This window comes from Pseudomonas sp. SDI (assembly GCF_003105155.1).
Classification (GTDB): domain Bacteria; phylum Pseudomonadota; class Gammaproteobacteria; order Pseudomonadales; family Pseudomonadaceae; genus Aquipseudomonas.
The window spans coordinates 19,834-43,284 of sequence record NZ_QETK01000003.1 but is presented as its reverse complement, the minus strand read 5'-3'; the positions used below and the strand labels follow the sequence as shown (position 1 = coordinate 43,284).

The 23,451-nt window shown below is 63.7% G+C and carries 24 protein-coding genes, 1 tRNA gene and 1 pseudogene; 12 read left to right on the top strand and 14 right to left on the bottom strand.

All coding sequences use genetic code 11. The annotated features are described in order from the left end of the window. Nucleotides 1-106: 106 nt before the first annotated feature. The 5 genes from DCO48_RS02635 to DCO48_RS02615 all read left to right on the top strand — a co-directional run bounded on the left by DCO48_RS02635 (nucleotide 107) and on the right by DCO48_RS02615 (nucleotide 7,005). Nucleotides 107-736 (top strand): LysE family transporter, encoded by a 630-nt coding sequence (locus DCO48_RS02635; RefSeq protein WP_116549064.1) that lies wholly within the window; start codon nucleotides 107-109, stop codon nucleotides 734-736. 141 nt (nucleotides 737-877) lie between these two features. Next, on the top strand, nucleotides 878-2,560 hold the full coding sequence (locus DCO48_RS02630; protein ID WP_116549063.1) for a fatty acid--CoA ligase: 1,683 nt from the start codon (nucleotides 878-880) through the stop codon (nucleotides 2,558-2,560). A 337-nt stretch (nucleotides 2,561-2,897) separates the two neighbouring features. Continuing rightward, on the top strand, nucleotides 2,898-4,787 hold the full coding sequence (locus DCO48_RS02625) for a DUF1302 domain-containing protein (protein ID WP_116549062.1): 1,890 nt from the start codon (nucleotides 2,898-2,900) through the stop codon (nucleotides 4,785-4,787). Between the two features lie 27 nt (nucleotides 4,788-4,814). Beyond that, nucleotides 4,815-6,179 carry a DUF1329 domain-containing protein gene (locus DCO48_RS02620; protein ID WP_116549061.1) on the top strand — a complete coding sequence of 455 codons (1,365 nt, stop codon included), beginning with the start codon at nucleotides 4,815-4,817 and terminating at the stop codon, nucleotides 6,177-6,179. A gap of 142 nt (nucleotides 6,180-6,321) precedes the next feature. Next, nucleotides 6,322-7,005, top strand: a complete 684-nt coding sequence (locus DCO48_RS02615; RefSeq protein ID WP_116549060.1) for an energy-coupling factor ABC transporter permease — start codon at nucleotides 6,322-6,324, stop codon at nucleotides 7,003-7,005. On the opposite strand, the gene yacG is transcribed toward DCO48_RS02615, so the two are convergent. The 4 genes from yacG to DCO48_RS02595 are packed head-to-tail and all read right to left on the bottom strand — an operon-like array spanning nucleotide 7,002 to nucleotide 9,896. Beyond that, nucleotides 7,002-7,202, bottom strand: a complete 201-nt coding sequence (gene yacG, locus DCO48_RS02610) for a DNA gyrase inhibitor YacG (protein WP_116549059.1) — start codon at nucleotides 7,200-7,202, stop codon at nucleotides 7,002-7,004. The genes DCO48_RS02615 and yacG overlap by 4 nt on opposite strands. Then, a complete protein-coding gene (gene coaE / locus DCO48_RS02605; protein WP_116549058.1) occupies nucleotides 7,199-7,822 on the bottom strand; it encodes a dephospho-CoA kinase in 624 nt (207 codons plus the stop codon). The genes yacG and coaE overlap by 4 nt, the downstream gene beginning before the upstream one ends. After that, on the bottom strand, nucleotides 7,822-8,685 hold the full coding sequence (locus tag DCO48_RS02600; RefSeq protein ID WP_116549057.1) for an A24 family peptidase: 864 nt from the start codon (nucleotides 8,683-8,685) through the stop codon (nucleotides 7,822-7,824). The genes coaE and DCO48_RS02600 overlap by 1 nt, the downstream gene beginning before the upstream one ends. A gap of 2 nt (nucleotides 8,686-8,687) precedes the next feature. Continuing rightward, the gene (locus tag DCO48_RS02595) at nucleotides 8,688-9,896 is read right to left on the bottom strand and encodes a type II secretion system F family protein (RefSeq protein ID WP_116549056.1); all 1,209 of its coding nucleotides are present in this window, start codon (nucleotides 9,894-9,896) and stop codon (nucleotides 8,688-8,690) included. A 213-nt stretch (nucleotides 9,897-10,109) separates the two neighbouring features. Here DCO48_RS02595 and DCO48_RS02590 point away from each other — a divergent pair, with 213 nt between their 5' ends. The 3 genes from DCO48_RS02590 to DCO48_RS02580 all read left to right on the top strand — a co-directional run bounded on the left by DCO48_RS02590 (nucleotide 10,110) and on the right by DCO48_RS02580 (nucleotide 11,473). Further along, nucleotides 10,110-10,520, top strand: a complete 411-nt coding sequence (locus DCO48_RS02590) for a pilin (RefSeq protein WP_116549055.1) — start codon at nucleotides 10,110-10,112, stop codon at nucleotides 10,518-10,520. 73 nt (nucleotides 10,521-10,593) lie between these two features. Continuing rightward, nucleotides 10,594-10,669: transfer RNA gene (locus DCO48_RS02585), tRNA-Thr, on the top strand. A gap of 570 nt (nucleotides 10,670-11,239) precedes the next feature. Then, nucleotides 11,240-11,473, top strand: coding sequence for a hypothetical protein (locus tag DCO48_RS02580; protein ID WP_116549054.1), 234 nt, complete (start codon nucleotides 11,240-11,242; stop codon nucleotides 11,471-11,473). Between the two features lie 397 nt (nucleotides 11,474-11,870). On the opposite strand, the gene DCO48_RS02575 is transcribed toward DCO48_RS02580, so the two are convergent. The 6 genes and pseudogenes from DCO48_RS02575 to DCO48_RS02550 form a co-directional block, all read right to left on the bottom strand. After that, the gene (locus DCO48_RS02575) at nucleotides 11,871-12,179 is read right to left on the bottom strand and encodes a type II toxin-antitoxin system RelE/ParE family toxin (protein WP_256583952.1); all 309 of its coding nucleotides are present in this window, start codon (nucleotides 12,177-12,179) and stop codon (nucleotides 11,871-11,873) included. 213 nt (nucleotides 12,180-12,392) lie between these two features. Beyond that, nucleotides 12,393-12,776, bottom strand: a complete 384-nt coding sequence (locus DCO48_RS02570; RefSeq protein ID WP_256583951.1) for a GFA family protein — start codon at nucleotides 12,774-12,776, stop codon at nucleotides 12,393-12,395. A gap of 67 nt (nucleotides 12,777-12,843) precedes the next feature. Further along, nucleotides 12,844-13,965 (bottom strand): agmatine/peptidylarginine deiminase, encoded by a 1,122-nt coding sequence (locus DCO48_RS02565; protein ID WP_116549052.1) that lies wholly within the window; start codon nucleotides 13,963-13,965, stop codon nucleotides 12,844-12,846. 23 nt (nucleotides 13,966-13,988) lie between these two features. Continuing rightward, nucleotides 13,989-15,092 carry an extracellular solute-binding protein gene (locus DCO48_RS02560; protein WP_116549051.1) on the bottom strand — a complete coding sequence of 368 codons (1,104 nt, stop codon included), beginning with the start codon at nucleotides 15,090-15,092 and terminating at the stop codon, nucleotides 13,989-13,991. Between the two features lies 1 nt (nucleotide 15,093). Further along, nucleotides 15,094-16,002 (bottom strand): annotated as a pseudogene (gene aguB, locus DCO48_RS02555) (N-carbamoylputrescine amidase). After that, nucleotides 15,999-17,060 (bottom strand): agmatine/peptidylarginine deiminase, encoded by a 1,062-nt coding sequence (locus tag DCO48_RS02550; RefSeq protein ID WP_116549050.1) that lies wholly within the window; start codon nucleotides 17,058-17,060, stop codon nucleotides 15,999-16,001. Before DCO48_RS02550 ends, aguB begins: the two are co-directional and overlap by 4 nt. Nucleotides 17,061-17,196: 136 nt before the next feature. Between DCO48_RS02550 and DCO48_RS02545 the strand changes: the two genes are divergently transcribed. The 4 genes from DCO48_RS02545 (at nucleotide 17,197) to DCO48_RS22875 (ending at nucleotide 21,131) form a co-directional block, all read left to right on the top strand. Further along, nucleotides 17,197-18,054, top strand: a complete 858-nt coding sequence (locus tag DCO48_RS02545) for a LysR substrate-binding domain-containing protein (protein WP_116549049.1) — start codon at nucleotides 17,197-17,199, stop codon at nucleotides 18,052-18,054. A gap of 118 nt (nucleotides 18,055-18,172) precedes the next feature. Beyond that, nucleotides 18,173-18,775, top strand: a complete 603-nt coding sequence (locus DCO48_RS02540; RefSeq protein ID WP_116549048.1) for a biliverdin-producing heme oxygenase — start codon at nucleotides 18,173-18,175, stop codon at nucleotides 18,773-18,775. Beyond that, nucleotides 18,772-21,003 (top strand): ATP-binding protein, encoded by a 2,232-nt coding sequence (locus DCO48_RS02535; RefSeq protein ID WP_116549047.1) that lies wholly within the window; start codon nucleotides 18,772-18,774, stop codon nucleotides 21,001-21,003. Before DCO48_RS02540 ends, DCO48_RS02535 begins: the two co-directional genes overlap by 4 nt. Then, a complete protein-coding gene (locus tag DCO48_RS22875) occupies nucleotides 21,000-21,131 on the top strand; it encodes a hypothetical protein (protein WP_256583958.1) in 132 nt (43 codons plus the stop codon). The genes DCO48_RS02535 and DCO48_RS22875 overlap by 4 nt, the downstream gene beginning before the upstream one ends. A gap of 155 nt (nucleotides 21,132-21,286) precedes the next feature. On the opposite strand, the gene DCO48_RS02530 is transcribed toward DCO48_RS22875, so the two are convergent. The 4 genes from DCO48_RS02530 to DCO48_RS02515 all read right to left on the bottom strand — a co-directional run bounded on the left by DCO48_RS02530 (nucleotide 21,287) and on the right by DCO48_RS02515 (nucleotide 23,300). Then, nucleotides 21,287-21,628, bottom strand: a complete 342-nt coding sequence (locus DCO48_RS02530; protein ID WP_116549046.1) for a HopJ type III effector protein — start codon at nucleotides 21,626-21,628, stop codon at nucleotides 21,287-21,289. Then, a complete protein-coding gene (locus DCO48_RS02525; RefSeq protein WP_116549045.1) occupies nucleotides 21,621-21,917 on the bottom strand; it encodes a DUF1244 domain-containing protein in 297 nt (98 codons plus the stop codon). The genes DCO48_RS02530 and DCO48_RS02525 overlap by 8 nt, the downstream gene beginning before the upstream one ends. 28 nt (nucleotides 21,918-21,945) lie before the next feature. Then, nucleotides 21,946-22,644, bottom strand: a complete 699-nt coding sequence (gene folM, locus DCO48_RS02520) for a dihydromonapterin reductase (RefSeq protein WP_116549044.1) — start codon at nucleotides 22,642-22,644, stop codon at nucleotides 21,946-21,948. A gap of 83 nt (nucleotides 22,645-22,727) precedes the next feature. Next, entirely contained in the window at nucleotides 22,728-23,300 is a 573-nt protein-coding gene (locus DCO48_RS02515) for an antibiotic biosynthesis monooxygenase (RefSeq protein WP_116549043.1), read from the bottom strand. Nucleotides 23,301-23,451 lie beyond the last annotated feature (151 nt).

Here is a 23,451-nt window from a genome sequence, read left to right as displayed (position 1 = left end):
GAGGGTAGAGTCTGCCCTTAGAGGTAGAGTCAAGCGCTAATTTGTCGGAAACTGTGTATCGCCCCGGCACCGACGCCGGTGCTTCAACCAATAACAAGGAGCCTCCATGTACTGGGCAGAATTTCTCACCGTCGCCCTGATCCACCTGCTGGCCGTGGCCAGCCCTGGCCCGGACTTCGCCGTGGTCGTGCGCGAAAGCGTCAGCCACGGCCGCCGTGCCGGCACCTGGACCGCCTTTGGCGTGGGCACGGCGATCTTCCTGCATGTGGGCTATTCGCTGCTGGGCATCGGCCTGATCGTGTCGCAGTCGATCATGCTGTTCAACCTGCTCAAATGGGCCGCCGCCGCCTACCTGGTGTACATCGGCATCAAGGCCCTGCGTGCGCGTCCGGCGGCGCCGGGCAGCGAGGCGATCCAGGTCTCGACCGTGCAGCGCACGCCGCGCGCAGCCTTCGTCGCCGGCTTCATGACCAACGGCCTGAACCCCAAGGCCACGCTGTTCTTCCTCTCGCTGTTTACCGTGGTGATCAACCCGCATACGCCGCTGCTGGTGCAGGCCGGTTACGGCGTGTACCTGGCGCTGGCCACCGGCCTGTGGTTCTGCCTGGTAGCGATGCTGTTCAGCCAGGCCCGCGTGCGTGCCGGCTTTGCCCGCATGGGCCACTGGTTCGACCGCGGCATGGGCGCGGTGCTGGTCGCCCTGGGCATCAAGATCGCCTTCAGCGAAATGCACTGAGGCCGGCCGTGCTGGCCACTGGTTGTTAAGCCAGCGGCGCCGGTCAAATCATTCCTTTGGCTGATTTGACTGGCGCCACCCCGATCTAGAGTAAGGGCCTGTTTCTTGGCCACGCTGTGCACTCCAGAAAAGGGACTCCGAATGTTGCAGACACGCGTCATTGCCCCCGCCGAGGGCGCCTATGAATTCCCGCTGTTGATCAAGCGTCTGCTGATGTCCGGCAGCCGCTATGAAAAAACCCGGGAGATCGTCTACCGCGATCAGTTGCGCTATAGCTACCTGACCCTCAACGAGCGCATCGCGCGGCTGGCCAACGTGCTCACCGCTGCCGGGGTCAAGGCCGGCGACACCGTGGCGGTGATGGACTGGGACAGCCATCGCTACCTGGAATGCATGTTCGCCATCCCGATGATCGGTGCGGTGGTGCACACCATCAACGTGCGCCTGTCGCCGGAGCAGATCCTCTTCACCATGAACCACGCCGACGACCGCTTCGTGCTGGTCAACAGCGATTTCGTCGGGCTCTACCAGACCATTGCCCCGCAACTGACCACGGTGGAGAAAACCCTGCTGCTGACCGACGGCGAGCAGAAGACCGCCGAGCTGCCGAACCTGGTCGGCGAATATGAACAACTGTTGGCAGCGGCTAGCCCGCTGTACGACTTCCCGGATTTCGACGAGAACTCGGTCGCCACCACCTTCTACACCACCGGTACCACCGGCAACCCCAAGGGCGTGTACTTCACGCACCGCCAGTTGGTGCTGCACAGCCTCGGCGTGGCCACGGTGACCGGCAGCAACGACAGCATTCGCCTGCTCGGCACTGACGACGTGTACATGCCGATCACGCCGATGTTCCACGTGCACGCCTGGGGCATCCCCTACGTGGCGACCATGCTCGGGCTCAAGCAGGTCTACCCCGGCCGCTACGAGCCGGAGATGCTCTGCCAGCTGTGGCGCGAGGAAAACGTCACCTTCTCGCACTGTGTACCGACCATCCTGCAGATGCTGCTCAACGCCAAGAATGCCCAGAACGTCGACTTTGGCGGCTGGAAGATCATCATTGGCGGCAGCGCACTGAACCGCGCCCTGTACGAAGCGGCAAAGGCTCGCGGGATCCAGTTGACCGCCGCCTACGGCATGTCGGAAACCTGCCCGCTGGTAGCCTGTGCCCACCTCAACGAGGAACTGCTGGCCGGCAGCGAGGACGAGTGCATCACCTACCGGATCAAGGCTGGTGTGCCGGTGCCGTTGGTCGAGGCGGCGGTGATCGACGCCGAGGGTAACTTCCTCCCGGCCGACGGCGAAGCCCAGGGCGAACTGGTGCTGCGTGCGCCGTGGCTGACCATGGGCTACTTCCGCGAACCGGAGAAGGGCGCCGAGCTGTGGCAGGGCGGCTGGCTGCACACTGGCGATGTCGCCACCCTCGACAGCATGGGTGTGATCGATATCCGCGACCGCATCAAGGACGTGATCAAAACCGGCGGCGAGTGGATTTCGTCGCTGGAACTCGAAGACCTGATCAGTCGCCACCCGGCGGTGCGCGAGGTGGCCGTGGTCGGTGTGGCCGACCCGCAGTGGGGCGAGCGGCCGTTTGCCCTGCTGGTGGTGCACGAGGACCTGAGCATCGACGCGCGGGCATTGAAGGAACACCTCAAGCCGTTTGTCGAACTGGGCCACATCAACAAGTGGGCGATCCCCAGCCAGATTGCCCTTGTTACCGAAATTCCCAAGACCAGTGTCGGCAAGCTCGACAAGAAGCGTATCCGCATCGATATCAGTCAGTGGCAAGCCAGCAACAGCGCCTTCCTCTCCACCCTCTGACGCTTCCACGGTTCGCGTCCAAGCGGGCGCGAACCGCGGGCCAGACACGCTCGCCTTGTCAAATCGGTTTTTTCAGCCATTCTTCCACCCAGCCAGCGGTGCGCTAGCCGTGTTTGCCCTTGGCGGCGAGTGCCGACAGTGCAAATCACACTTTAGAGGGATCAAGCACTAGTACCTGCTGGCTATAGTCGGGTCAGGGGATTCTTGGGAATGGGGGACCGCGCAACTGACTGCGCATGCCACTTTGGCCGACCAGCACGGCTGTTCACCGCCGGTCGATCGAGACGTTTCCAGAAGGACTCACTGCCATAAAAATAAAGTACATGGAGTAGCGTCGATGACATCAGCAAATCTGTTCTGGCGCCGGGCGAAACTGCCCCTGGCTGTCAGCCTCGCTTCTACGCTCGCCGGTCCTGCATTCGGCGTCAGTTTCAACATCGGAGAAATTGAAGGCTCGTTTGACTCGTCGCTGTCCGTGGGGGCCAGCTGGTCTACCGAAAGCCCGAACCAGAACCTGATCGGCGTGAACAACCGCGGCAAGGGCCTGTCGCAAACCTCTGATGACGGTCACCTGAACTTCAAGCGCGGTGAAACCTTCTCGAAGATCTTCAAGGGTATCCATGACCTTGAACTGAAGTACGGCGACACCGGCGTATTCGTTCGTGGCAAGTACTGGTACGACTTCGAACTCAAGGACGAAAGCCGCGAGTTCAAGGACATCAGCGACTCGAACCGTAAAGAGGGCGCCAAATCCTCCGGCGCACAGATTCTCGACGCATTCGTCTATCACAACTACTCCATCGCCGACCTGCCAGGTTCGGTACGGGTGGGTAAGCAGGTTGTGAGCTGGGGTGAAAGTACCTTCATCGGTGGCGGCATCAACTCGATCAACCCGATCGATGTGTCGGCGTTCCGCCGCCCCGGTGCCGAGATCAAGGAAGGCCTGATCCCGGTCAACATGTTCTACCTGTCGCAAAGCCTCACCGACAACCTCTCGGCCGAAGCCTTCTACCAGATCGAGTGGGACCAGACCGTTGTCGACAACTGCGGCACCTTCTTCTCCCAGCCCGACGTGATTGCCGACGGTTGCGACAACAACCTGCGCGTACTGAACAGTTCGCGCACCCTGAGTGCTGCACAGCAAGCTGGCTTGCGTCCACTGGGCGTCGACGTCAACGCCGAAGGTGTGCTGGTACGCCGTGGCCCGGACCGCGATGCCCGCGACAGCGGCCAGTGGGGCGTGGCCATGCACTACGTGTTCGAGCCGCTGAACACCGAATTCGGTGCCTACGCGATGAACTACCACAGCCGGGCGCCGATCTTCAGTGCCCAGGGCGCCTCGGCACGGGCCTATACCATCGCCAACGCCTCCGGCACCGCCGCACCGCTGATCGTGGCCGGCAACTCCAGCTACTTCGTCGAATACCCGGAAGACATTCGCCTGTACGGCCTGAGCTTCTCCACCACCCTGCCTACCGGCACGGCGTGGAGCGGTGAGGTCAGCTACCGGCCGAACGCGCCAGTGCAACTGAACACCACCGACATCCTCTACGCCGGTGTGGCCTCGCCATCGCTGCACCCGGCCTTCGGTCTGAGCAACGCCTCGCTGCTCAAGGGCGTGGCCGGTCAGGACCTGCACGGTTACAACCGTAAGGAAATCACCCAGTTCCAGACCACCCTGACGCACTTCTTCGATCAGGTCATGGGCGCCAGCCGGCTGACCCTGGTGGGTGAAGTGGGGGTTACCCACGTCGGCGGCCTGGAGAGCGCAGACAAGATGCGTTATGGCCGTGACCCGGTGTTCGGCCCTGGCCCGCTGCCAAGCACGGGCGGTCGTAACACCTGCTCGCAGATCCTCAACGCCGGCACCATCGCGGGTGCCGGGCCTGGCACGTCGAGCGCCAACCTGAGCCGCAACTGCGAGAAAGACGGCTACACCACCAGCACCTCGTGGGGCTACCGCGCACGTGCCATCTGGGATTACCCGGACGTGTTCGCCGGGGTCAACCTCAAGCCGAGCGTGGCCTGGTCGCATGACGTCGAAGGCTACTCGCCAGGCCCTGGCGGCAACTTCGAGGAAGGGCGCAAGGCAATCAGCCTGGGCCTGGACGCCGAGTACCAGAACACCTACACCACCAGCCTGTCGTACACCAACTTCTTCGACGGCAAGTACAGCACCGTGGATGACCGTGACTTCGTCGCCCTCAGCTTCGGCGTGAACTTCTAAGCGCATTGATTCAGGAAGACCATGACAATGAATACAACCAAGCGTCTGCTGAAAGCCGGGGTACTGGGATTGTCCCTGCTGGCCACCAGCGTAATGGCTGCGGTGTCCGCTGACGAAGCGGCAAAACTGGGGACCACCCTGACCCCGATGGGCGCGGAAAAAGCCGGTAACGCCGACGGTTCGATCACCGCCTGGGCGCCACTGTCGAAAACCGCGGGCTCGGTGGATGCCAAGGGCTTCCTCTCGGACCCGTATGGCAGCGACAAGCCGAAGTTCACCATCACCGCGCAGAACGTCGACCAGTACAAGGACAAGCTCTCGCCTGGCCAGATCGCCATGCTCAAGCGCTACCCGGACACCTACAAGATCCCGGTGTACCCGACCCACCGTGGCGCCACCGTGCCGGATGAGGTGTTTGCCGCCATCAAGCAGAACGCCACCAAAACCACCCTGGTGCAGGGCGGCAACGGCCTGGCGGACTTCCAGACCGCGATTCCGTTCCCGATTCCGAAGGACGGCGTCGAGGTGATCTGGAACCACATCACCCGTTACCGGGGCGGCAGCGTGACCCGTCTGGTCACCCAGGCCACGCCGCAAACCAACGGCTCGTACAGCCTGGTGTACTTCCAGGACCAGTTCGTCTTCCGCGACAAGATGAAGGATTTCAACCCAGCCGATCCGGGCAACGTGTTGTTCTACTTCAAGCAGGAAGTGACCGCGCCGGCACGCCTGGCCGGTACCGTATTGCTGGTGCACGAGACCCTCGACCAGGTCAAGGAACCGCGCAAGGCGTGGGTCTACAACTCCGGTCAGCGCCGTGTGCGGCAGGCGCCGCAGGTGTCGTATGACGGTCCGGGTACTGCCGCCGACGGCCTGCGTACCTCCGACAACCTCGACATGTACAACGGTGCGCCGGATCGTTACGACTGGAAGCTGGAAGGCAAGAAAGAGATGTACATTGCCTCCAACAGCTACAAGCTCGATTCGCCGACCCTGAAGTACGCCGACATCATCAAGGCCGGTCACATCAACCAGGACCTGACCCGTTACGAGCTGCGTCGTGTGTGGCACGTGGTGGCCACCCTGAAGCCGGGCCAGCGCCATATCTACGCCAAGCGTGACTTCTACATCGACGAAGACACCTGGCAGGCGGCAGTGATCGACCAGTACGACGGTCGTGACCAGCTGTGGCGTGTATCCGAGGCGCATGCCCAGGATTACTACAACGTGCAGGTGCCGTGGTACACCCTGGAAGCCATCTACGACCTGCAATCGGGTCGCTACCTGGCGCTGGGCATGAAGAACGAAGAGAAGAAGGCCTACGACTTCGGCTTCAGTGCGTCGAAGGCTGACTTCCAGCCAGCGGCACTGCGCCAGTCGGGCGTGCGTTAAGTTTTAAACCCCTCCGTGTGATCCCCAGAACGCCCCGGCTTGCCCGGGGCGTTTCTGTTTACGCGTGAGCCAGTTGCTACAGGGACCGCCGCCAGACTCAGAGGTGTAGACTTGCCACAAACCTCCAACAGAAGGTCGCACCGTGATTGGCGCTCAAGTCTTGTCTGACCACACCCTGGTTCTTGGCTGGCTGGCTTACGTACCGTTGCTCGCCTGGGCCCTCTGGCGTTCGCCGTGGCTGGAGCTGTTTGCCGACCGCCGGCGCCAGCACCTGCTGTTCGGCACCGTGTTCGCCCTGTTTGCCCTGTGGCTGGTACGCCGCGATTTCGACACCGGGGTCTCCTACCACTTCATCGGCATGACCGCCGTCACCCTGATTCTGGACTGGCCGCTGGCGCTGGTCGGGGGCCTGATCGCCCAGCTCGGGCTGGTCGCCCTCGGCCGCCAGGACGCCATGGCCATGGGCGTCAACGGCCTGTTGCTGATCGCGTTACCGGTGCTGGTGACCGAAACCTGCGCGCTCCTGGTGGAACGCGCGCAGCCGAAAAACCTCTTCGTCTATATCTTCTGTTCGGGGTTCTTTGCCGCTGCGCTGGCCGCCTTGCTGTGCCTGCTGGCCAGCCTCGGCCTGCTCTGGGCCGACGGGCTGTTCGCGATGCCGGAATGGCTGGAGGACTTTGTCGGTTACCTGTGGCTGATCATTTTCCCCGAAGCCTTCATCAACGGCATGGTGATCAGCGCACTGGTGGTGTTTTGCCCGGAATGGCTGGAAACCTTCAACCGGACCCGCTACCTGCAGGCCCCGTGGAAGGACGACGAGCCTTAGTGACGCGGGTCGAGCTCGCCAGAGAACAGCTCGTCCTCGGCATCCGGCGCCACCGGAATCTTGTGCTCCTCGGCAGCCCAGGCGCCGAGGTCGATCAGTTTGCAGCGGTCGGAGCAGAACGGCCGGAACGGGCTGGCCGCGCTCCATTCCACAGGGGCGCCGCAGGTCGGGCAGTCAACGGTCATCGGCTGGCTCATGGCTGGCCTCCTCGTAAAGTCAGGTAGAAGGTGTGCAGGCGGTCGACCTCGGCGCGCAGCCAGTCAAGGTCGCGGTCGTTGACCAGCACATCGTGCGCATGACGCAGGCGTTCCTCGCGGCTGGTCTGGGCCGCGAGAATCGCCTGCACCTGCTCGGGGCTGGTCTGGTCGCGCTGCAAGGTACGTTCTATCTGCAGGGCCTGGGGGGCGTCGATAACCAGAAGGCGATCGGTGCGCCGGTATTGGCCTGATTCGATCATCAGCGGCGAGACGAACACTGCGTAGGGCGATTCGGCCTTGGCCAGGCAGTTGAAGATTTCCTGGCCGATCAGCGGGTGCAGCAGCGCCTCCAGCCAGCGCCGCTGCTCGGGATCGGCGAAGATCAGTTGGCGCAGCGCTGCGCGGTCGAGCTGGCCGTCGCTTTGCAGCACTCCGACCCCAAAGCGCTCGACGATGCTGGCCAGGGCCGGGCGACCGGGCTCGACCACCCAGCGCGCGGCCTGGTCGGCGTCGACCAGGTGCACGCCCAGCTCGACAAAGCGCTGGGCGGCGGCGCTCTTGCCGCTGCCGATGCCGCCGGTGAGGCCGAGAATCCAGGGGGTGAAGGCGGGCGTCGTCATTAAAATCCAGGCTGCAGGTAGAAAGTGGTTATTTGACCACCCCAGAGCAGCGCGATCCAGCCCGCGATGGCCAGATAGGGACCAAAGGGGATGGGTGTGCTCGCGCGCTGACCGCGCCAGCGCATCATGATCAGCCCCAGCAGCGCACCGACCAGCGACGCCAGCAGCAGGGTCAGCGGCAGGATCTGCCAGCCGCCCCAGGCGCCGAGCAGCGCCAGCAGCTTGAAATCGCCGTAGCCCATGCCGTCCTTGCCGGTGACCAGCTTGAACAGCCAGAACACCGACCACAGGCTCAGGTAGCCGAACACGGCGCCCCAGACGGCGTCTTGCAGCGGCACGAACAGGCCGAAGGCGTTGACGATCAGCCCGAGCCAGAGCAGCGGCAGCACCAGCACATCGGGCAGCAACTGGTGCTCGATGTCGATCAGGCTCAGCGACAGCAGGCCCCAGCTCAGCAGCATCAATACGCCGGCGCTGGCGCTGAAACCGAAATGCCAGGCGGCGAACAGGGCGAGGCCGGCGCCGGCCAGTTCCACCAGTGGGTAGCGCGGGCTGATCGGGGTTTTGCAGCTGGCGCAGCGCCCGCGCAGGCACAGGTAGCTAAGCAGCGGGATGTTTTCCCAGGCGCGGATCTGGTGCTGGCAATGCGGGCAGCGCGAGGCGGGCAGGAACAGGTCGAAGCGTGGCTCGGTGTGCGCCGGCAGTTCAAGTGCTTCGCGGGCTTCGTCGCGCCACTGGCGGTTCATCATCACTGGCAAGCGGTGCACCAGCACATTGAGAAAGCTGCCGACGATCAGCCCGAGCAGGGTCGCGGCGATCAGGTAGGCCAGCGGTTGGCTGGCGAGGAAGTGCAACAGGTTCATGTTCAGATCACGTCGCCCAGTGTGAAGATCGGCAGGTACATGGCGATCACCAGGCTGCCGACCAGCAGCCCGAGGATCAGCACGATCATTGGTTCGAGCAGGCTGGCCAGTTGATCGAGCTGCTGGTCGACGGCTTGTTCGTGGTGATCGGCGATGCGCTTGAGCATATCGTCCAGCGTGCCGGAAGTCTCGCCAATGCCGCACATCTGCACACTCAGCGGCGGGAACAGCGGGTTGGCGCGCATCGCCGCGCTCAGCGAGCTGCCGCTGGCCAGGGCCTGGCGCAGGCGCTGGATGGCCTGTTCGTAGACGGCGTTGCCGCAGGCATTGGCCACCGGCCCGAGTGCCTCCAGCAATGGCACGCCGGCAGCGAAGGCGGTGGCCAGGGTGCGCGCAAACCTGGCCATGGCGGCGTGACGCAGCAGGGCGCCGGCAACCGGCAGGCGCAACGCCTGTTGCAGGGCCCACAGGCGAAAGGCCGGGCGGCGGCGGTACGCTTGCCGGGCGCCCATGCCTGCGCCGACGAGCACCCCGAGCAACGGCAGGAGGTTGTTACCGAACCAGTCGGCCAGGTGAATCACGGCCTGGGTGAACGCTGGCAACTGCGCCCCGAAGCCGGCGAACAGGCTTTCGAACTGCGGCACCACCTTGAGCAGAAGCAGAGCGGCCACACCGAAACCGACCAGCAGCACCAGCAGCGGATAGGTCATGGCTTTTTTCAGGCGTCTGTGCAGGGCTTCGCGTTTCTCCTGAAGGGTCGCCAGTTCGTCGAGCAGGCTGTCGAGGCGGCCGCTGAGCTCGCCGACGGCGATCAGGTTGCAGTACAACGCGTCGAAATGCCGGGGCTGCTTGCGTAGCGCTTCGGCCAGGCTGCAGCCGGCGCCGATATCGGTTTTCAGCGCGCCGATCAGGCGTTGCAGGGCAGGGTTGCTGGCGCCTTCGGCGATGATATCGAAGCCTTGCAGCAGCGGGATGCCGGCCTGGAACAGGGTGGCGAGCTGGCGGCTGAAGGCGGTGAGATCGCGGGTGTTGAGTGTTGTCGGTAGTGGCGGGCTGAACGAGCGCTTCAGGGCGACGTGCAGGGGGCGGATGCCGCGGCGGCGCAGCAGGGCCTTGATCAGTGCCGGGCTTTGCCCGTCGTGGACGCCGCTGATGCGGGCGCCGTGGCGGTCGATGCCTTGCCAGGTGTAGGTGCGGGTCTTGGTGGTCATCGCGACTTCCTTGTGGCGGTTGACGGTCACAAAACTGGAAACAGCTTGGGGCGGGCGAGGCCGGCGGCTGAGCACTAGAGTAGTCGAGCCAGATTGCCGTATTGCGAAGCGCAGGGTGACAAAAGGTGTCTGTTGGGGCCTACTGGCGCGCCTGCCGAGCAGGGGTGGCCTGAGGTGGGATTAGAAGGTTTTGGCAAACGAGGAAGTGCGTCCATGAAAGGGCAACGCGGCATTACGTTGATTGAATTGATGATCGTTGTGGCGATCATCGGCATCCTGGCGACCATCGCCATGCCCATGTACACCAACCACCAGGCGCGGGCCAAGGCCACGGCGGGCCTGGCGGAGATTTCGGCGTTGAAGACAGCGTTCGAAGTGCGCCTGACCCAGGGCCAGGACGTGGTCAGTGTGGCGGCGTTGGGCGGCAAGGACAGCACGGCCAATTGCACCATCGTCGCGAGTGGCGTGGCGGCCAGTGGCGCGGGTACGTTGGCCTGTACTTTGGTGGATGCGCCGGCGCCGGTGGCGGGCAAGGTCTTGACCCTGACCCGCTCGGCAACGGGCTGGGCCTGCAGCACCGATATCGAAGCCGACCTGGCCCCGGCGGGCTGTGCGGCGCCTTGATATCACGGGTCTAATAGGTGTTGTGAAACAGTGATTTGCGTCGGCGCGGCGGCAGTGGTAGCGTTGTCGCCACGCCGGTGTAGCTCAGTCGGTAGAGCAGCGCACTCGTAACGCGAAGGTCGCAGGTTCGATTCCTGTCTCCGGCACCAGAGAACAGTTTCTAGCAGTCTATGACTGTCTACGAAACACCCCGCAAAGCCCGCCTAGTGCGGGCTTTGTTGTTTCTGTTCAGGTCGATTTTCGGCGGGTCGACTGCTTGCGCTTCCTTCCTTCAGTTGTTTGGGAATTTTCCCACTGCCTTCGCGCTTGCGGAGTGCTTCTCCGTGGGGATAGATTCCTCAGGTCGCAGCAAAATCTGCGATCAGGTGTAGGAACCTGCTGGTAAACTTGGCGCACGCACTCGGCGCCCCATCACCACAGTTGGCGCTTTTTTTGTGCCCGCTGCGATGTGTTATGGCGGCTGTGTGTGGGCAGGCTTCGGCCTGGCCGGGTTCCAAGTTTCCCGGTATTCCTACCCCATACACAGCTGCCACCCAATCCCGTAGGAAGGATCGTGGTAGCTCCAAATCAAAAACTTGGAGTCTCATGCATGCCCATTCGCATTCTGAGCAGGATCCTCGTATCCGCTCGCCACCCCGGTGATTCGACGGTGTCTTCCTCTGAGCATCTGCGGCCCATCTGCACGCAAGCTCATTCCAAGTTGGAACGAGGACGTTCGCATGACTGAGCATGAGCGCTTGTCTACCGTCCAGCGCTACGCCTGGACCCTTGAGCTGCTTGGTGAGGCGTTGGTGCAACAGGATGAATTGCTGGAGTGTGAGCACAATCCTCAACTGAGCTTTCGTAGCACAGTGGGGATTCATCAGGCGATTCGGATCATTAGTCGGCTGACTGCTGAGCACTGTGGCAGGTTGATGCCGCAGGACGAGCGAGTGCAGGGCGGTGATCGCTGAGTGAAGTTTTTCACCACTCTGCAAGCACAGGGCCGCTCCATAAATATTGATGCGGCCTGACTGCCGACTCGCATGGTGCGCCTCACCCAATGTCCGATGAATTCAACTTTTTCACCGGATATGACGGGGCGGTTCAACTTTTTTGGGGGGCACAGAAAGCTACCCGGCAAGGCCAGCGCTCAACCCCTTACGCCAGCACTTCGATCTCGGAAAACTGTTTGATCTTCACTGTGCAACTGCGTAGCCAGCGCCTCCTGTGAACGCTGGCGGGCCTTGCGCAGCTCGGTAAGGTCCATCTCCTGACGCAGGGCCGCGGCCTTCTGCGCGCTGCGTTACCGGGCTTGCGGTGTCATCTGTTCGCGCAAGGTGGCGAAGGTCTTTTTGTTCGGCATGAGGCTTACCCCTGTTTCTCGTTCTTCAAGGCTTCACTGTGTTCGTCGTACAGGCGGTCGGCAAGCGGTGTCATTCGCAGGTAGAAACGACCGTCGCCAGTTTTCTCTCCACCCATCAGCAGGATCGCCGATCGCTCGGGGTCGAAGGCGTAGTAAACCCGCAATGGCCGCCCCGCACTCTGTACCCGCAACTCGCGCATGTGCTCGTGACGCGAGCCAAAGACGCGACTGCAATACGGATACGGCAACTGTGGCCCGCGTTCCTCCAACAGGCTGACGTAGGCGGTGATGTCTTCCTGATAGCCCTCGCTCAACCGGTTCCACCCGTGTTCAAACTCATCGGTGTGTTCGATGTTCCATTCCGTGGAGTGCGTACTATTCCTTCCAGTGCATGTTCATAAGCCAGAGCCTGGAGGGCATGACTGAATTTGGCCAATGCGCTTCGTGTCGAAATCTTTCCCCCCAGACACAAAAAAGCCCGCACCAGGCGGGCCACAACGCATTCCAGCACAAGCGTTTCCGGGTGTTTACAACCCCACCCCGCACCACGGCGCCCTGGACTCCACATAAATATGCTGCTGCTTGCCCGGCACGAACGCGTCATCCAGCGCGCTCAACGCCACCGACACCCAGTCCGCATGCTCCCCGGCGCTGCGGGACCAGAACAACGACGCCCCGCACGCGGCACAAAACTGCCGCAACACCCCGGGCGACGACGCATAGCCGGTCAGGCTCTCCAGCCCCCGCAGCAGCCGCAGGTCGCTGCGCGGCACGCTGCCATAGCTGGCAAACGCCGCGCCATGGCCCTTCTGGCACTGGCGGCAATGGCAATGGGCAACCGCCTTGGGCAGCGACAACAGTTCAAACCCCACCGCCCCACACAGGCAGCTTCCCGCAAGCACGTCGTTCACCCTTCACCGCTCCTGAGCATCAAGCCCGGCATACTGCGCGCAACGCCGCGATCACGCCAGGGCGCCCTCAGCCCAGCCACGGCTGCTGATGGGTCACGCAGTGAATCCCGCCGCCGCCTGCGGCAATGGCGTCGATGTTCAGCTGGACGATCTCCCGGTCCGGGTACAGCTTGGTCAGCAAGTCGAAGGCCTTGTTGTCGGCCTCGGTATCGCCGAACTCCGGCGCAATCACCGCGCCATTGATCACGAAGTAGTTGATGTACCCTGCGGCAAAGTCCGGGTTGTCCTGGTTGAACTTGCTGCGCCGCGGCTTCAGCGGTGGCGACACGGTGTGCACGGTCAGCGGCCGGCCATCGGCATCGGTGGCGCTGCGCAGGATCTTCAGGTGCTCCTCGGTGACCGTCTTGTCGTAGGAGCGCGGGTCGGTGTCCAGGTTGGCAATCACCACTCCCGGCTTGACGAAGCGCGCATAGAAGTCGACGTGGGCATCGGTGATGTCCTTGCCCTTGATCCCCGGCAACCAGATGATCTTGCGCAAACCCAGCTGGGCCTTCAGCTCGGCCTCGACATCGGCTTTGCTCCAGCCGGGGTTGCGGTTGCTGTTGATCCAACAGCTCTCGGTCATGATCCCGGTGCCGTGGCCATCCACTTCGATGCCGCCGCCTTCGCCGACCAGTTCGCTGCGCTCGCGCGCAACGCCGGCGGTCTTGCAGACCAGCGCGGCCAGCTTGGCGTCGTCGCTGTGCTGCTGCTTGCCGCCCCAGCCATTGAAGTTGAAATCGACCGCGGCCAGACCGCCCTCGCCGTTGTGGACGAAGTTGGCGCCGATGTCGCGCATCCAGATATCGTCCAGGCGGGTTTCAACGAACGTGACGTTGTGGCTGCCGCAGTAGTACTCGGCATCCTCGCGTTCGTCCGGGCGGCAGAACACCGTCACCGGCTGGTACGCGGCGATGGCCTTGGCGATCCGCCCCTGGGCCTTCTGTACGTCATTGGTGAAGTCTTCCCAGATGGCCGCCTGGGCAGCAAAGCTGATGAACGCACGTTCCTGCCGGTCGCCCTCGTCGGGCATCCGCCAGCCCGCCGCTTCGGCGGCACGCAGCAACGGCGAGTTCAAGCCCATGGAGGCCACGACGCCCATGCCGGCAACCACCGAGACCTGTTTGATGAAGTGGCGACGTGTAGACATATCGGTCTATCTCTGAAGGGCAATTACTGCCCAGTAGCGGTCTTGAATTTAGTCCAGGTGCGCATGCGTGCACGCATGTCGGCCTGGGGGATGTCCTTGCCCGGAATCAGTCGGCTGAAGCTGGCTTCGTCGAGGTAGATGTCCGGGTTGTTGCGCATCATCGGGTCGACGCTCGGCCGCGCCTTGGCGCTGGACGTCGGGTAGCCGGTGAAGTTGCTGATCGCCGCCATGTTTTCCGGGCGCATCACGAAGTTGATGAAGGCGTAGGCATACTCCGGGTGTTTAGCGTCCACCGGGATCGCCATGTTGTCCATCCACACCGTGGTGCCTTCCTGCGCCACCCGGTATTCGAACTTCACCGGCTTGCCGGCAGCGTCGGCGGCGCGCTGGGCCTGGGTCATGTCGCCGCTGTAGCCCAGCGACAGGCACAGGTTGCCGTTGACCAGGTCGGTGACCGGCTGCGACTGGAACTTGCGCACAAATGGACGAATCTTCAGCAGCAGCTCGCTGGCCGCGGCCAGGTCTTCCTTCTTCGCACTGCGCGGCTCGCGACCGAGGTAGTTGAGCACCACGGCCAGTACTTCGTCCGGCGAGTCGATCATCGAGATGCCGCAGTCGGCGAACCTGGCCGCCAGCGCCGGCTTGAACAGCAGGTCGAGGCTGTTCACCGGCGCGTCCGGCATGCGCTTGCGGATCTGCTCGTCGTTGTAGGTCAGGCCGATGGTGCCCCAGGTGTAGGGCACGGTGGCCTGGGCCGAATGCGGGTAGTGCGTGCGCAGCTTCTGCAGGCCCGGCTCGATGTCGGCCAGGGCGCCGATCTTGCTCGGGTCCAGCGTTTGCAAGCTGCCGGCGCGCATCAGCCGTTCGGCCACGGTGTCGCCAGGGAAGATCAGGTCGTAGCCGCTGCCGCTGGTCATCAGCTTGGCCTCCAGCACCTCGCTGCCGTCCATCACGTCGTAGATCACCTTGATCCCGGTTTCGGCGCTGAAGCGCGACAGGGTGTCTTCGGCAAAGTAGTCGGCCCAGTTGTATAGCCGCAGGGTCTTGTCCTCGGCTTGCGCCGTCAGCAGCGCACTGCCCAGGGCCAGGCCCAGCAGGCAGCGGGCGAATGTTCCCGTCGCGTTCATCTCACACCTCCCGAATCGTGCGTTGGCTGTGCTGCGCGCGGCCATCGAGGCTCATCAGCGCACCGTACATGTCCGGCCGCCGGTCGCGGTACACGCCCCAGCTCAGGCGGTCAGCGGCCAGCGCTTCCAGGTCCAGGGTCACCAACTGGACGCCGCTGTGGTGGCGGTCGGCCTCGGCGAGCAGCTTGCCCTTGTGGTCGCTGATGAACGACGAGCCGTAGAAGTCCATCTGCAACTGCGGGTCGGTGGTCGCGGTTTCGCGGCCAATGCGGTTCGAGGCCACTACCGGCAGCAGGTTGGCTGCGGCATGGCCGCGCATTGCCATTTGCCAGTGATCGCGCGAATCCAAGGTGGCATCGCCCGGCTCCGAGCCGATGGCGGTCGGGTATAGCAGCACTTCGGCCCCCATCAGTGCCATGCAGCGGGCGGTTTCGGGAAACCACTGGTCCCAGCAGATGCCGACGCCAAGGCGGCCGTAGGCGGTGTCCCAGACGCGGAAGCCGGTGTCGCCGGGGCTGAAGTATTCCTTCTCCTGATAGCCGATGGCGTTGGGGATGTGCGTCTTGCGGTACACCCCGAGCAAGCGGCCATCGGCATCGGCGACGCTCAGCGAGTTGAAGAAGGCGTTGCCGGCGCGCTCGTACCAGCTCAGCGGCAGCACCACCGACAGCTCGCGGGCCAGTGCGGCGAAGCGGGCCAGCACGCGGCTGTCACGGTACTCCTCGGCCAGGGCGAGGTGTTTGTGCTCCTGCTCGATGCAGAAATACGGTGTGGCAAACAGTTCCTGCAAGAGGATCACCTGCGCGCCCTAGGCCGCCGCTTCGCGGACCAGTTGCTCGGCCTGATCGAGGTTGCGGCTCAGCGCCCAACTGCACGGCATCTGCGTGGTGGCGACGGTCAGCAGGCTCATGCGTGCACCCCGTTCAGCGGCCAGGCCGGCTGTTGCTGAGTGATGCAGTGAATGCCACCGCCGCCATGGGCCAGGTGGTTGATCCGCACCGGTACGATCTCACGCCCCGGGAAGGCCCCGGCCAGCACGTCGGCCGCCGCCTGGTCGGCGGGGATGCCGTAGGCCGGCATGATCACGGCGCCGTTGCACAGGTAGAAGTTGGTGTAGGACGCACAGAACACTTCGGCGTCGGTGTCCACCGCGTCGGTCGCTTCGTACAGGTCGATCAGCTCGAAGCTACGGCCCTTGGCATCGGAGGCCAGTGCTAGGGCGCGGCGGTTCTCGCGAACCACTTCGGCGTACACCGAGTGTGTGTCGTGGGTTGCGTCGACCAGTAGCACGCCGGGGCGCACGAACGCACACACGCCATCGACGTGGCCGTCGGTCATGTCGCCGGTGACGTAGTCCGGGTCGCCGGGTAGCCAAATGGTTTTCTTCACGCCCAGCAGGCGGCTGAAGATCGCTTCCATCTCGGCCTTGCTCAGGCCCGGGTTGCGGTTGGGGTTGAGCAGCACCGATTCGGTGGTGATCAGCGTGCCTTCGCCGTCCACATGGATGGCGCCGCCTTCGTTGCTCAGGGCAGTACCGAAGCAGTCGATGCCGAGGCCGTTGAGCACGCGGCGGGCCAGGCCTTCATCGAGGTCGAAGGCGGATTTGCCGCCCCAGGCGTTGAAGCGCCAGCTGACCCCGGCCAGGCCTCGCTCCGGGTGGCAGACGAAGCTTGGGCCGGAGTCGCGGCACCAGCTGTCGTTCACCGGCAGCGGCACCAGGCTCACGTTCGGCCCGCACAGCGCCAGGGCGCTGGCCACGGCAGACGGATCGACCACCAGTTTCACCGGCTCGAAGCGGGCGATGGCATTGGCCACGCGGGCGAAGTCTTCTTGTACCTGTGGCAGGGTCACGCCCCAGCCCGACTCCCACAACGTCTTGTTGTGCGGCCAGACCATCCAGGTCGCGGCATGCTCGGCCCATTCGGCCGGCATCTGCCACATGGGAGTACGCGATTCGTTCAGCTGCATGGGTTTCTGCCTTTCAGTTAAGTAAATGTGTTCACTGAAACAACGGGGGAACTTACTAAAACCAATGCTAGGCATTTGAAATCGGCACAACAAACGATAGATTTAGCGTACTTCTGATTAGACGGGCTTATCGATAATGCTAAAGCACTGGCCACCCCTGAATGCCCTGCGTGGCTTCGAAGCGGCGGCGCGGCTGGGCAGTTTTCACCAGGCGGCGCAGGAACTGCACCTGACCCAGTCGGCCATCAGCCAGCAGATTCGCAGCCTGGAAACCTTCCTCGAACAGCCGCTGTTCTACCGCAGCGGGCGCAGCGTCAGCCTCACCGACGCCGGCCACGACCTGCTCAGCACCACGCAATCGATGCTGCAACAGCTGGCCGTGGGCATTCGCCGGCTGGAGCAGTACCGCAAACCCAACCAGTTGGTGGTCAACACCACCCCGGCGTTCTCGCGGCACTGGTTGCTGCCGCGCCTCGGCGACTTCCACCGTCAGCACCCGGAGGTCGACCTGTGGCTGTTCACCTCGTTCGAGCCGCCGGACATGGCCACCCAGACCATCGACCTGGCAATCCGCGACGACCTCAGCGCCCAGGCCGAGTGCAGCTATAAAGTGCTGCACAGCGACCAGCTGTACCCGGCCGCGCACCCCGATGTGCTGGCACAGCCGCCCGAGCAGCGCACCACCTTGCATGGCGAGCGGGAAATGGATTGGAGCCATTGGCTGGTGGAGGGCGGTGCGGAGGTCGGCCAGCGCAGCCACGGGCTGAACTTCTCCGACCCCGGCCTGCTGCTCGACGCCGCCTGCAGCGGGTTGGGCATTGCCCTGGTCAGCCGTTTGCTGGCGCAACAGGCGCACGACGAAGGACGTTTGCTAGCGTTGGTCGAGCAGCGTGTGCGTGGGCCGAACTGGGCGTGTCTGATCCATCGAGACAGCGAACACGACCCGCTCACCCGCTTGTTTAGCGAGTGGTTGCAGGCAAGCTTGCAGGCGTAGGCATTTGCTGCGGGTCAAATTTCGCTTTTTCGACTTTGCTGTAGGATGAATCCCCATTGGCGCTCCTGCGTGTCCGGCACGCCGGGGTGCTGCCTTCTTCTCGACCAGAGACTGCCGAATGCCCCCAGAGGCCGGAAATGCCGTACCCGCCATCCTTGCCGCCCTGCGCCTCGGCACGGCCGACCTGCACCGGCGCCTCGAAGCCCGACTGCCATTCTTTTCCGCGCAGTTGGACCGCGACTATTACCGGCGACTATTGATGGCCTACTACGGCTTTCATGCGCCGCTGGAGCAGGCCCTGGCCGCCCACGTCGGCGCGCTCGACCCTGCCCGGCGGGCCAAGACCCCAACGCTGATCCGCGACCTGCAAGCGCTCGGCCTGGCGCCGGCGCAGATCGCCGCCTTGCCGCGCTGTGAGGTCATCCCGCTAATCCGCTGCGAGGATTCGGCGCTCGGCGCGATGTATGTGATCGAAGGCGCTACGCTGGGCGGTCAGGTGCTGAAACGGGCCATGGCCGAACGTTTGCACATCGATGCTGGCAACGGCGGGGCATTTCTCGATGTCTATGGTCAGGCAACCGGGCCGCTGTGGCGCAGTTTCCTCGGGTTTCTAGCCTCGGCGGTAACCCGGCCGCAACAGCATGAGGTGGTGGTCGCGGCCGCCATCGATACATTTTCAAGCTTCGAGCGCTGGCTCGACGCGCAAGAGGTATTGCTATGACTGACGGCACCGACCAGGCCTTCGAACAACTGCTGGCCAACTGCGCCAACGAGCCGATCCAGTACCCAGGGGCGATCCAGCCACACGGCGTGCTGCTGACCCTCAGTGAGCCGAATTTCGAAGTGCAGCAGGTCAGCGCGAACGTCGGCCAACTGCTCGGTCTGGAGGCCGCGCAAGTGCTCGGCAAAACCCTCAACGCGGTGATCGGCCCGCGCCTGGCCAAGGCGGTGCGCCAGCAGGTCGAGGCCGACCAGCTGGACGAGCTGATGCCGCTGGCGATGAAGGTCAACAGCACCGAATTCGAAGGTTTCGTGCACCGCCATCAGGGCCTGCTGATCCTTGAGATGGAAGTGCGCGCACGCACGGTCGGCGATCAACAAGGCCCTCTGAGCCGCTTGCTGCAGCGCTTGCAGGCGACAAAAAGCCTGGATGAGCTGTACGACGCCAGTGTCCGCGAGATCCAGCGCATGACCGGTTACGACCGGGTGCTGATCTACCGTTTCGAAGAGGAGGGCCACGGTCAGGTGATGGCCGAGGCCTCGTCGCCGGGCATGGAGCTGTTCAAGGGGCTGTTCTTCCCGGCCTCGGACATCCCCCAGCAGGCGCGCCAGCTGTACCAGAGCAACTGGTTGCGGATCATCCCCAACGCTGCGTACCAGCCGGTGCCGCTGGTGCCGACCCTGCGCCCGGATAGCCAGGCACCGCTCGACCTGAGTTTCGCTGCTCTGCGCAGCGTGTCGCCGATTCACTGCCAGTACATGCAGAACATGGGCGTGCTGTCGTCGATGAGCATTTCCCTGCTCAAGGGCGGCAAGCTCTGGGGCCTGATCAGTTGCGGCCACCGCCAGCCGCTGCATGTGCCGAGCGAAATGCGCAGCGCCTGCAAGACCATCGGCCAGGTGCTGTCGTTGCAGATCAGCGCGCTGGAGTCGCTGCAGTTGGCGGCGCAGCGCGAAGAAAAACTCGATGCGCTGGAGCAGCTCGTTGCGGCAATGGCAGCCGAAGAGGGGTCGGTGTTCGATGGCTTGGCCGCGCGGCCCGAGCTGCTGATGGCGCTGGTCGGCGCGGGCGGGGTGGCGATCATCGACGACCAGCAGTTGCACACTGCCGGCCAATGCCCGAGCCCGCAGCAGATTCGCGCGCTGCACCAGTGGATCACCGCGCAGGGTAAGTCGGTGTTTGCCACGCATGCCTTGAGCCGGGTGTATCCGTCGGCGGCCGGGTTCCCGGCGATTGCCAGCGGCGTACTGGCCTTCACCCTGCCCAAACCGGTGGATAACGGCATTCTCTGGTTCCGCCCGGAGGTGAAGGACACCATCAATTGGAGCGGCGACCCGAGCAAGCCGCTGCAACTGGAAACGTCCGAAACCGGCCTGCGTTTGCGTCCGCGCACGTCGTTCGAGATCTGGAAGGTCGAAATGCAGGGCATTTCACGCAAGTGGCAGCATGGCGACCAGTTCGCCGCCAATGACCTGCGCCGCTCGGCGCTGGAGTTCGACCTGGCGCGCCAGGTGCTCAAGGAGCAGGCGGCAGTGCGCGCCCGCGACGAGCTGGTGGCGGTGGTCTCGCATGACCTACGCAACCCGATGACAGTGATCTCGATGCTCTGCGGCATGATGCAGAAATCGTTCAGCTCCGATGGCTCGAACGCCTCGCGGCGGATTACCTCGGCGATCAGCACCCTGCAGCAGGCCACCAGCCGGATGAACGTGCTGCTCGACGACCTGCTCGACACCTCGCGCATCGAGGCCGGGCGCTACAGCATCAGCCCGCAGCCACTGGATGTCGGCCATATCTTCGAGGAGGCCTACACCTTGCTCGCGCCGCTGGCGTTGAACAAGTCGGTGGAGCTGTCGTTCCATGCCGAGCCGGGGCTGGTGATCCATGCCGACCCGGAGCGTCTGTTCCAGGTGCTGTCGAACCTGGTCGGCAATGCGATCAAGTTCACCCCGGCCGAGGGCCGCGTGGGCGTCGTGGCGATGTCTGACGGCGAGCAGATCGTGTTCAGCGTACGCGACACCGGCCAGGGCATCCCGGCCGAGCAATTGCCGCATGTGTTCGACCGTTACTGGACCGCGCGCGAGGGCAACCCGACCGGCACCGGGCTGGGCTTGTACATCTCGCAGGGGATCATCAAGGCCCACGGCGGCGCGATGACGGCCGCGAGCGAGCCGGGGCAGGGCAGTGAATTCAGCTTTACCTTGCCAAGGCCAGACGCACAGCCATGAGCCCGCAGGCGTTGATCGGCGCCGATGGTTACAGCCTGGGCGGGTTTTTCTGGGGCCACGCGTTGGCCGATCCGGCCCGATCGCTGGTGATCATCAATGCCGCCCTCGGTGCTTGGCGATCAGCTTGAGCGACGATCCGTTTGGCACAGTGGCTGTGGTGGAGCGCTTGCTGGGTTATTTCGGATGGCATTGGCTTGGTTGCGCAACGGGGTGGTGGCCTCATGGTCGGACGCACTGCGTAACCTGTAGGCGCAGGCAAGCCAGCGCCTACACAGCGATGTTTTCAGGCCTTAGGCGAAAGCGCCTGCCCGGCGAACTTGACCCCGGCCAAGCCATGCACCATCAGCGCCCGAATATTGCCATGGTCGCTGCCTTCAGGCGTCGCCAGCACCGAACGGTAATGCTCGCCAAACGCCAGCAAGGCCTGCGCGTCGCTCAAGCCCTCCAGCAGTGCCAGCGCCAGGGTCTTGCACGAGCCCTCGTTCTGCCCGGCAGCATTTTCCACCCCCCCATTGTTGAACGCCTGTGGCTGGTAAGCGTAATGCTCGGCAACAAAGGCCAGGGTGTCGGCAAACAGATGCGCGCCACTGGCCAGGCTGGAACGCAGGGTATTCAGATCAGTCATTTGGCTTTCCTTTGGCAAACGCCGCTTGCTGCTCGGCGCTCGCTTCTTTCTGGTAGTGGCTCTTCCACTGGTCATAAGGCATGCCGTAGACCCTTTCACGCGCCTCATCGAGGCTCACCTCGACCTGCCGTTCGTCTGCCGCCGCCTTGTACCACTTGGACAAGCAGTTGCGGCAGAACCCGGACAGGTTCATCAGGTCGATGTTCTGCACATCGGTACGCGTGCGCAGGTGCTCCACCAGGCGGCGGAACGCAGCGGCTTCAAGTTCGAGTTGTTCTTGCGGGGTCATGAGGCTTCTCTCGGCAAAACGACTGGGATCACGATGCAGCAATTCGGTTCTTCAGGTGCCGGCCACCATTGATGACCACGTTGCTGCCGGTGCTGTACTGGCTTTCGAGCAGGAACATCACCGCTTCGATCAGCGGCGCGGCACCCGGCTCGAACTCCAGCAAGGCCTTCTTCAAGGTTTGCCGACGGTACGCGTCGTCACCGTCCTCCTTGAACATCAGCAAGCCCGGCAGAATGGCGTTCACCCGCACGCTCGGCGCGTACTTCTCGGCAAACGACAACACCATGTTCTGCAGCGCCGCCTTGGTTGCGGCATAGCCGATATGGCTCTTGCTGCCACGCGAGGAGGTTTCGTCGCAGATGTGGATGATGTCGGACTTCTCCAGCTTCAGCAGCTGCTCGCCCAGCGCCAGGTTCAGGTGGTACGGGGCTTCGACATGCAGCTTGAACATGGTGTTCAGGTTGGCCAGGTCGTCGTCGAGCCACAGCGAGGCGTTGTGGATGATCGCCCGCAGGCCATCGTAGTGGCTGCGCAGGTGCTCGATCAGGGCCAGGCGGTCGGGCTCGCTGCACAGGTCGGCCTGGAACTGGATGATGTTCGGGTGCGGCGCTTCAGCGCTTTTGCTGCGGCTGGCGCTGACGACCGTATGGCCGGCCTGCGCCAGTTTGAGGGCCAGGGCCAGCCCGACTCGCTGGCTGGCCCCGGTAACTAGAATTGGGCTGTTCATGTAGTGGACGGTCAACTTCAGAGATTCGCATGGGTTGCCTCAGCATACCCGAACTCTGCGCCGTTGGCCGCCCCGCGCAGGCCCTAGCGGCTGGCCAGGCGTTCGCCGGGCGCTAGCGGCGTTGGCGGGCTGGCGTTAAGCCAGCCGGCCAGGCAGCGGGTGGACAGGGGAATGAATAAATACACCATCAACGGCGTCAGCCCCAGGGTACTGAGCAGTACCCGTGGCAGCAGGCTCAGTTCGGCCAGCCAGTGGCCGAACAGCAGGTTGAACGCCAGCGATACCGGGAAGAACGCCAGCCAGATCGCTACCGCTTGCTTCCAGCGCGGCGGGCGCTGGGCCGGGTGGCTGCCGAACCAGCCGTCGATGCCGCTCACACGGTGCTCCGAAGGCTGCTGGAACAGGCCGTTGCCGCGCGCCAGCCAGGCGCTGCGTGAGGCGGAGAACTCCCAGGCGTGCAGGGTTTTCTCGTCGACAAAGCGGAAAATGATCTGGCACTCGTCGCCACCCGGTGGCGGGGCCAGCACCCCGGAGCCGAGGTAGCCGGGAAAGTCGGTGGCCAGTTGCTCGCCTTCGTGCAACCAGGCCATGAGGTCCTGATAACGGCCATCGGCGACGCGGCGCGCGACCATCAGGGTAACGGGAGGGGTAGACATCGTGTATCTCCTGACTGATGGGCGCTGCGGGTAAGCGCGCCCATGAAACGTCGCCTGGGGTAGTGGGCAACGTCGGATAGCAAGCAAGGATTATTCCGCAATTAACCTGACTCGTCAGTGCTGGTGCAACTACTCGCCCAACAAGCGTTGG

Coding starts and splice junctions, on each gene's coding strand:
- DCO48_RS02530 (WP_116549046.1), bottom strand. CDS start 21,628: ATGACTGATCTGAATACCCTGCGTTCCAGCCTGGCCAGTGGCGCGCAT.
- DCO48_RS02580 (WP_116549054.1), top strand. CDS start 11,240: ATGACTGAGCATGAGCGCTTGTCTACCGTCCAGCGCTACGCCTGGACC.
- yacG (WP_116549059.1), bottom strand. CDS start 7,202: ATGAGCCAGCCGATGACCGTTGACTGCCCGACCTGCGGCGCCCCTGTG.
- DCO48_RS02540 (WP_116549048.1), top strand. CDS start 18,173: ATGCCCCCAGAGGCCGGAAATGCCGTACCCGCCATCCTTGCCGCCCTG.
- folM (WP_116549044.1), bottom strand. CDS start 22,644: ATGAACAGCCCAATTCTAGTTACCGGGGCCAGCCAGCGAGTCGGGCTG.
- DCO48_RS02560 (WP_116549051.1), bottom strand. CDS start 15,092: ATGAACGCGACGGGAACATTCGCCCGCTGCCTGCTGGGCCTGGCCCTG.
- DCO48_RS02515 (WP_116549043.1), bottom strand. CDS start 23,300: ATGTCTACCCCTCCCGTTACCCTGATGGTCGCGCGCCGCGTCGCCGAT.
- DCO48_RS02635 (WP_116549064.1), top strand. CDS start 107: ATGTACTGGGCAGAATTTCTCACCGTCGCCCTGATCCACCTGCTGGCC.
- DCO48_RS02550 (WP_116549050.1), bottom strand. CDS start 17,060: ATGCAGCTGAACGAATCGCGTACTCCCATGTGGCAGATGCCGGCCGAA.
- DCO48_RS02545 (WP_116549049.1), top strand. CDS start 17,197: ATGCTAAAGCACTGGCCACCCCTGAATGCCCTGCGTGGCTTCGAAGCG.
- DCO48_RS02590 (WP_116549055.1), top strand. CDS start 10,110: ATGAAAGGGCAACGCGGCATTACGTTGATTGAATTGATGATCGTTGTG.
- DCO48_RS02535 (WP_116549047.1), top strand. CDS start 18,772: ATGACTGACGGCACCGACCAGGCCTTCGAACAACTGCTGGCCAACTGC.
- DCO48_RS02525 (WP_116549045.1), bottom strand. CDS start 21,917: ATGACCCCGCAAGAACAACTCGAACTTGAAGCCGCTGCGTTCCGCCGC.
- coaE (WP_116549058.1), bottom strand. CDS start 7,822: ATGACGACGCCCGCCTTCACCCCCTGGATTCTCGGCCTCACCGGCGGC.
- DCO48_RS02620 (WP_116549061.1), top strand. CDS start 4,815: ATGAATACAACCAAGCGTCTGCTGAAAGCCGGGGTACTGGGATTGTCC.
- DCO48_RS02630 (WP_116549063.1), top strand. CDS start 878: ATGTTGCAGACACGCGTCATTGCCCCCGCCGAGGGCGCCTATGAATTC.
- DCO48_RS02625 (WP_116549062.1), top strand. CDS start 2,898: ATGACATCAGCAAATCTGTTCTGGCGCCGGGCGAAACTGCCCCTGGCT.
- DCO48_RS22875 (WP_256583958.1), top strand. CDS start 21,000: ATGAGCCCGCAGGCGTTGATCGGCGCCGATGGTTACAGCCTGGGCGGG.
- DCO48_RS02595 (WP_116549056.1), bottom strand. CDS start 9,896: ATGACCACCAAGACCCGCACCTACACCTGGCAAGGCATCGACCGCCAC.
- DCO48_RS02600 (WP_116549057.1), bottom strand. CDS start 8,685: ATGAACCTGTTGCACTTCCTCGCCAGCCAACCGCTGGCCTACCTGATC.
- DCO48_RS02565 (WP_116549052.1), bottom strand. CDS start 13,965: ATGTCTACACGTCGCCACTTCATCAAACAGGTCTCGGTGGTTGCCGGC.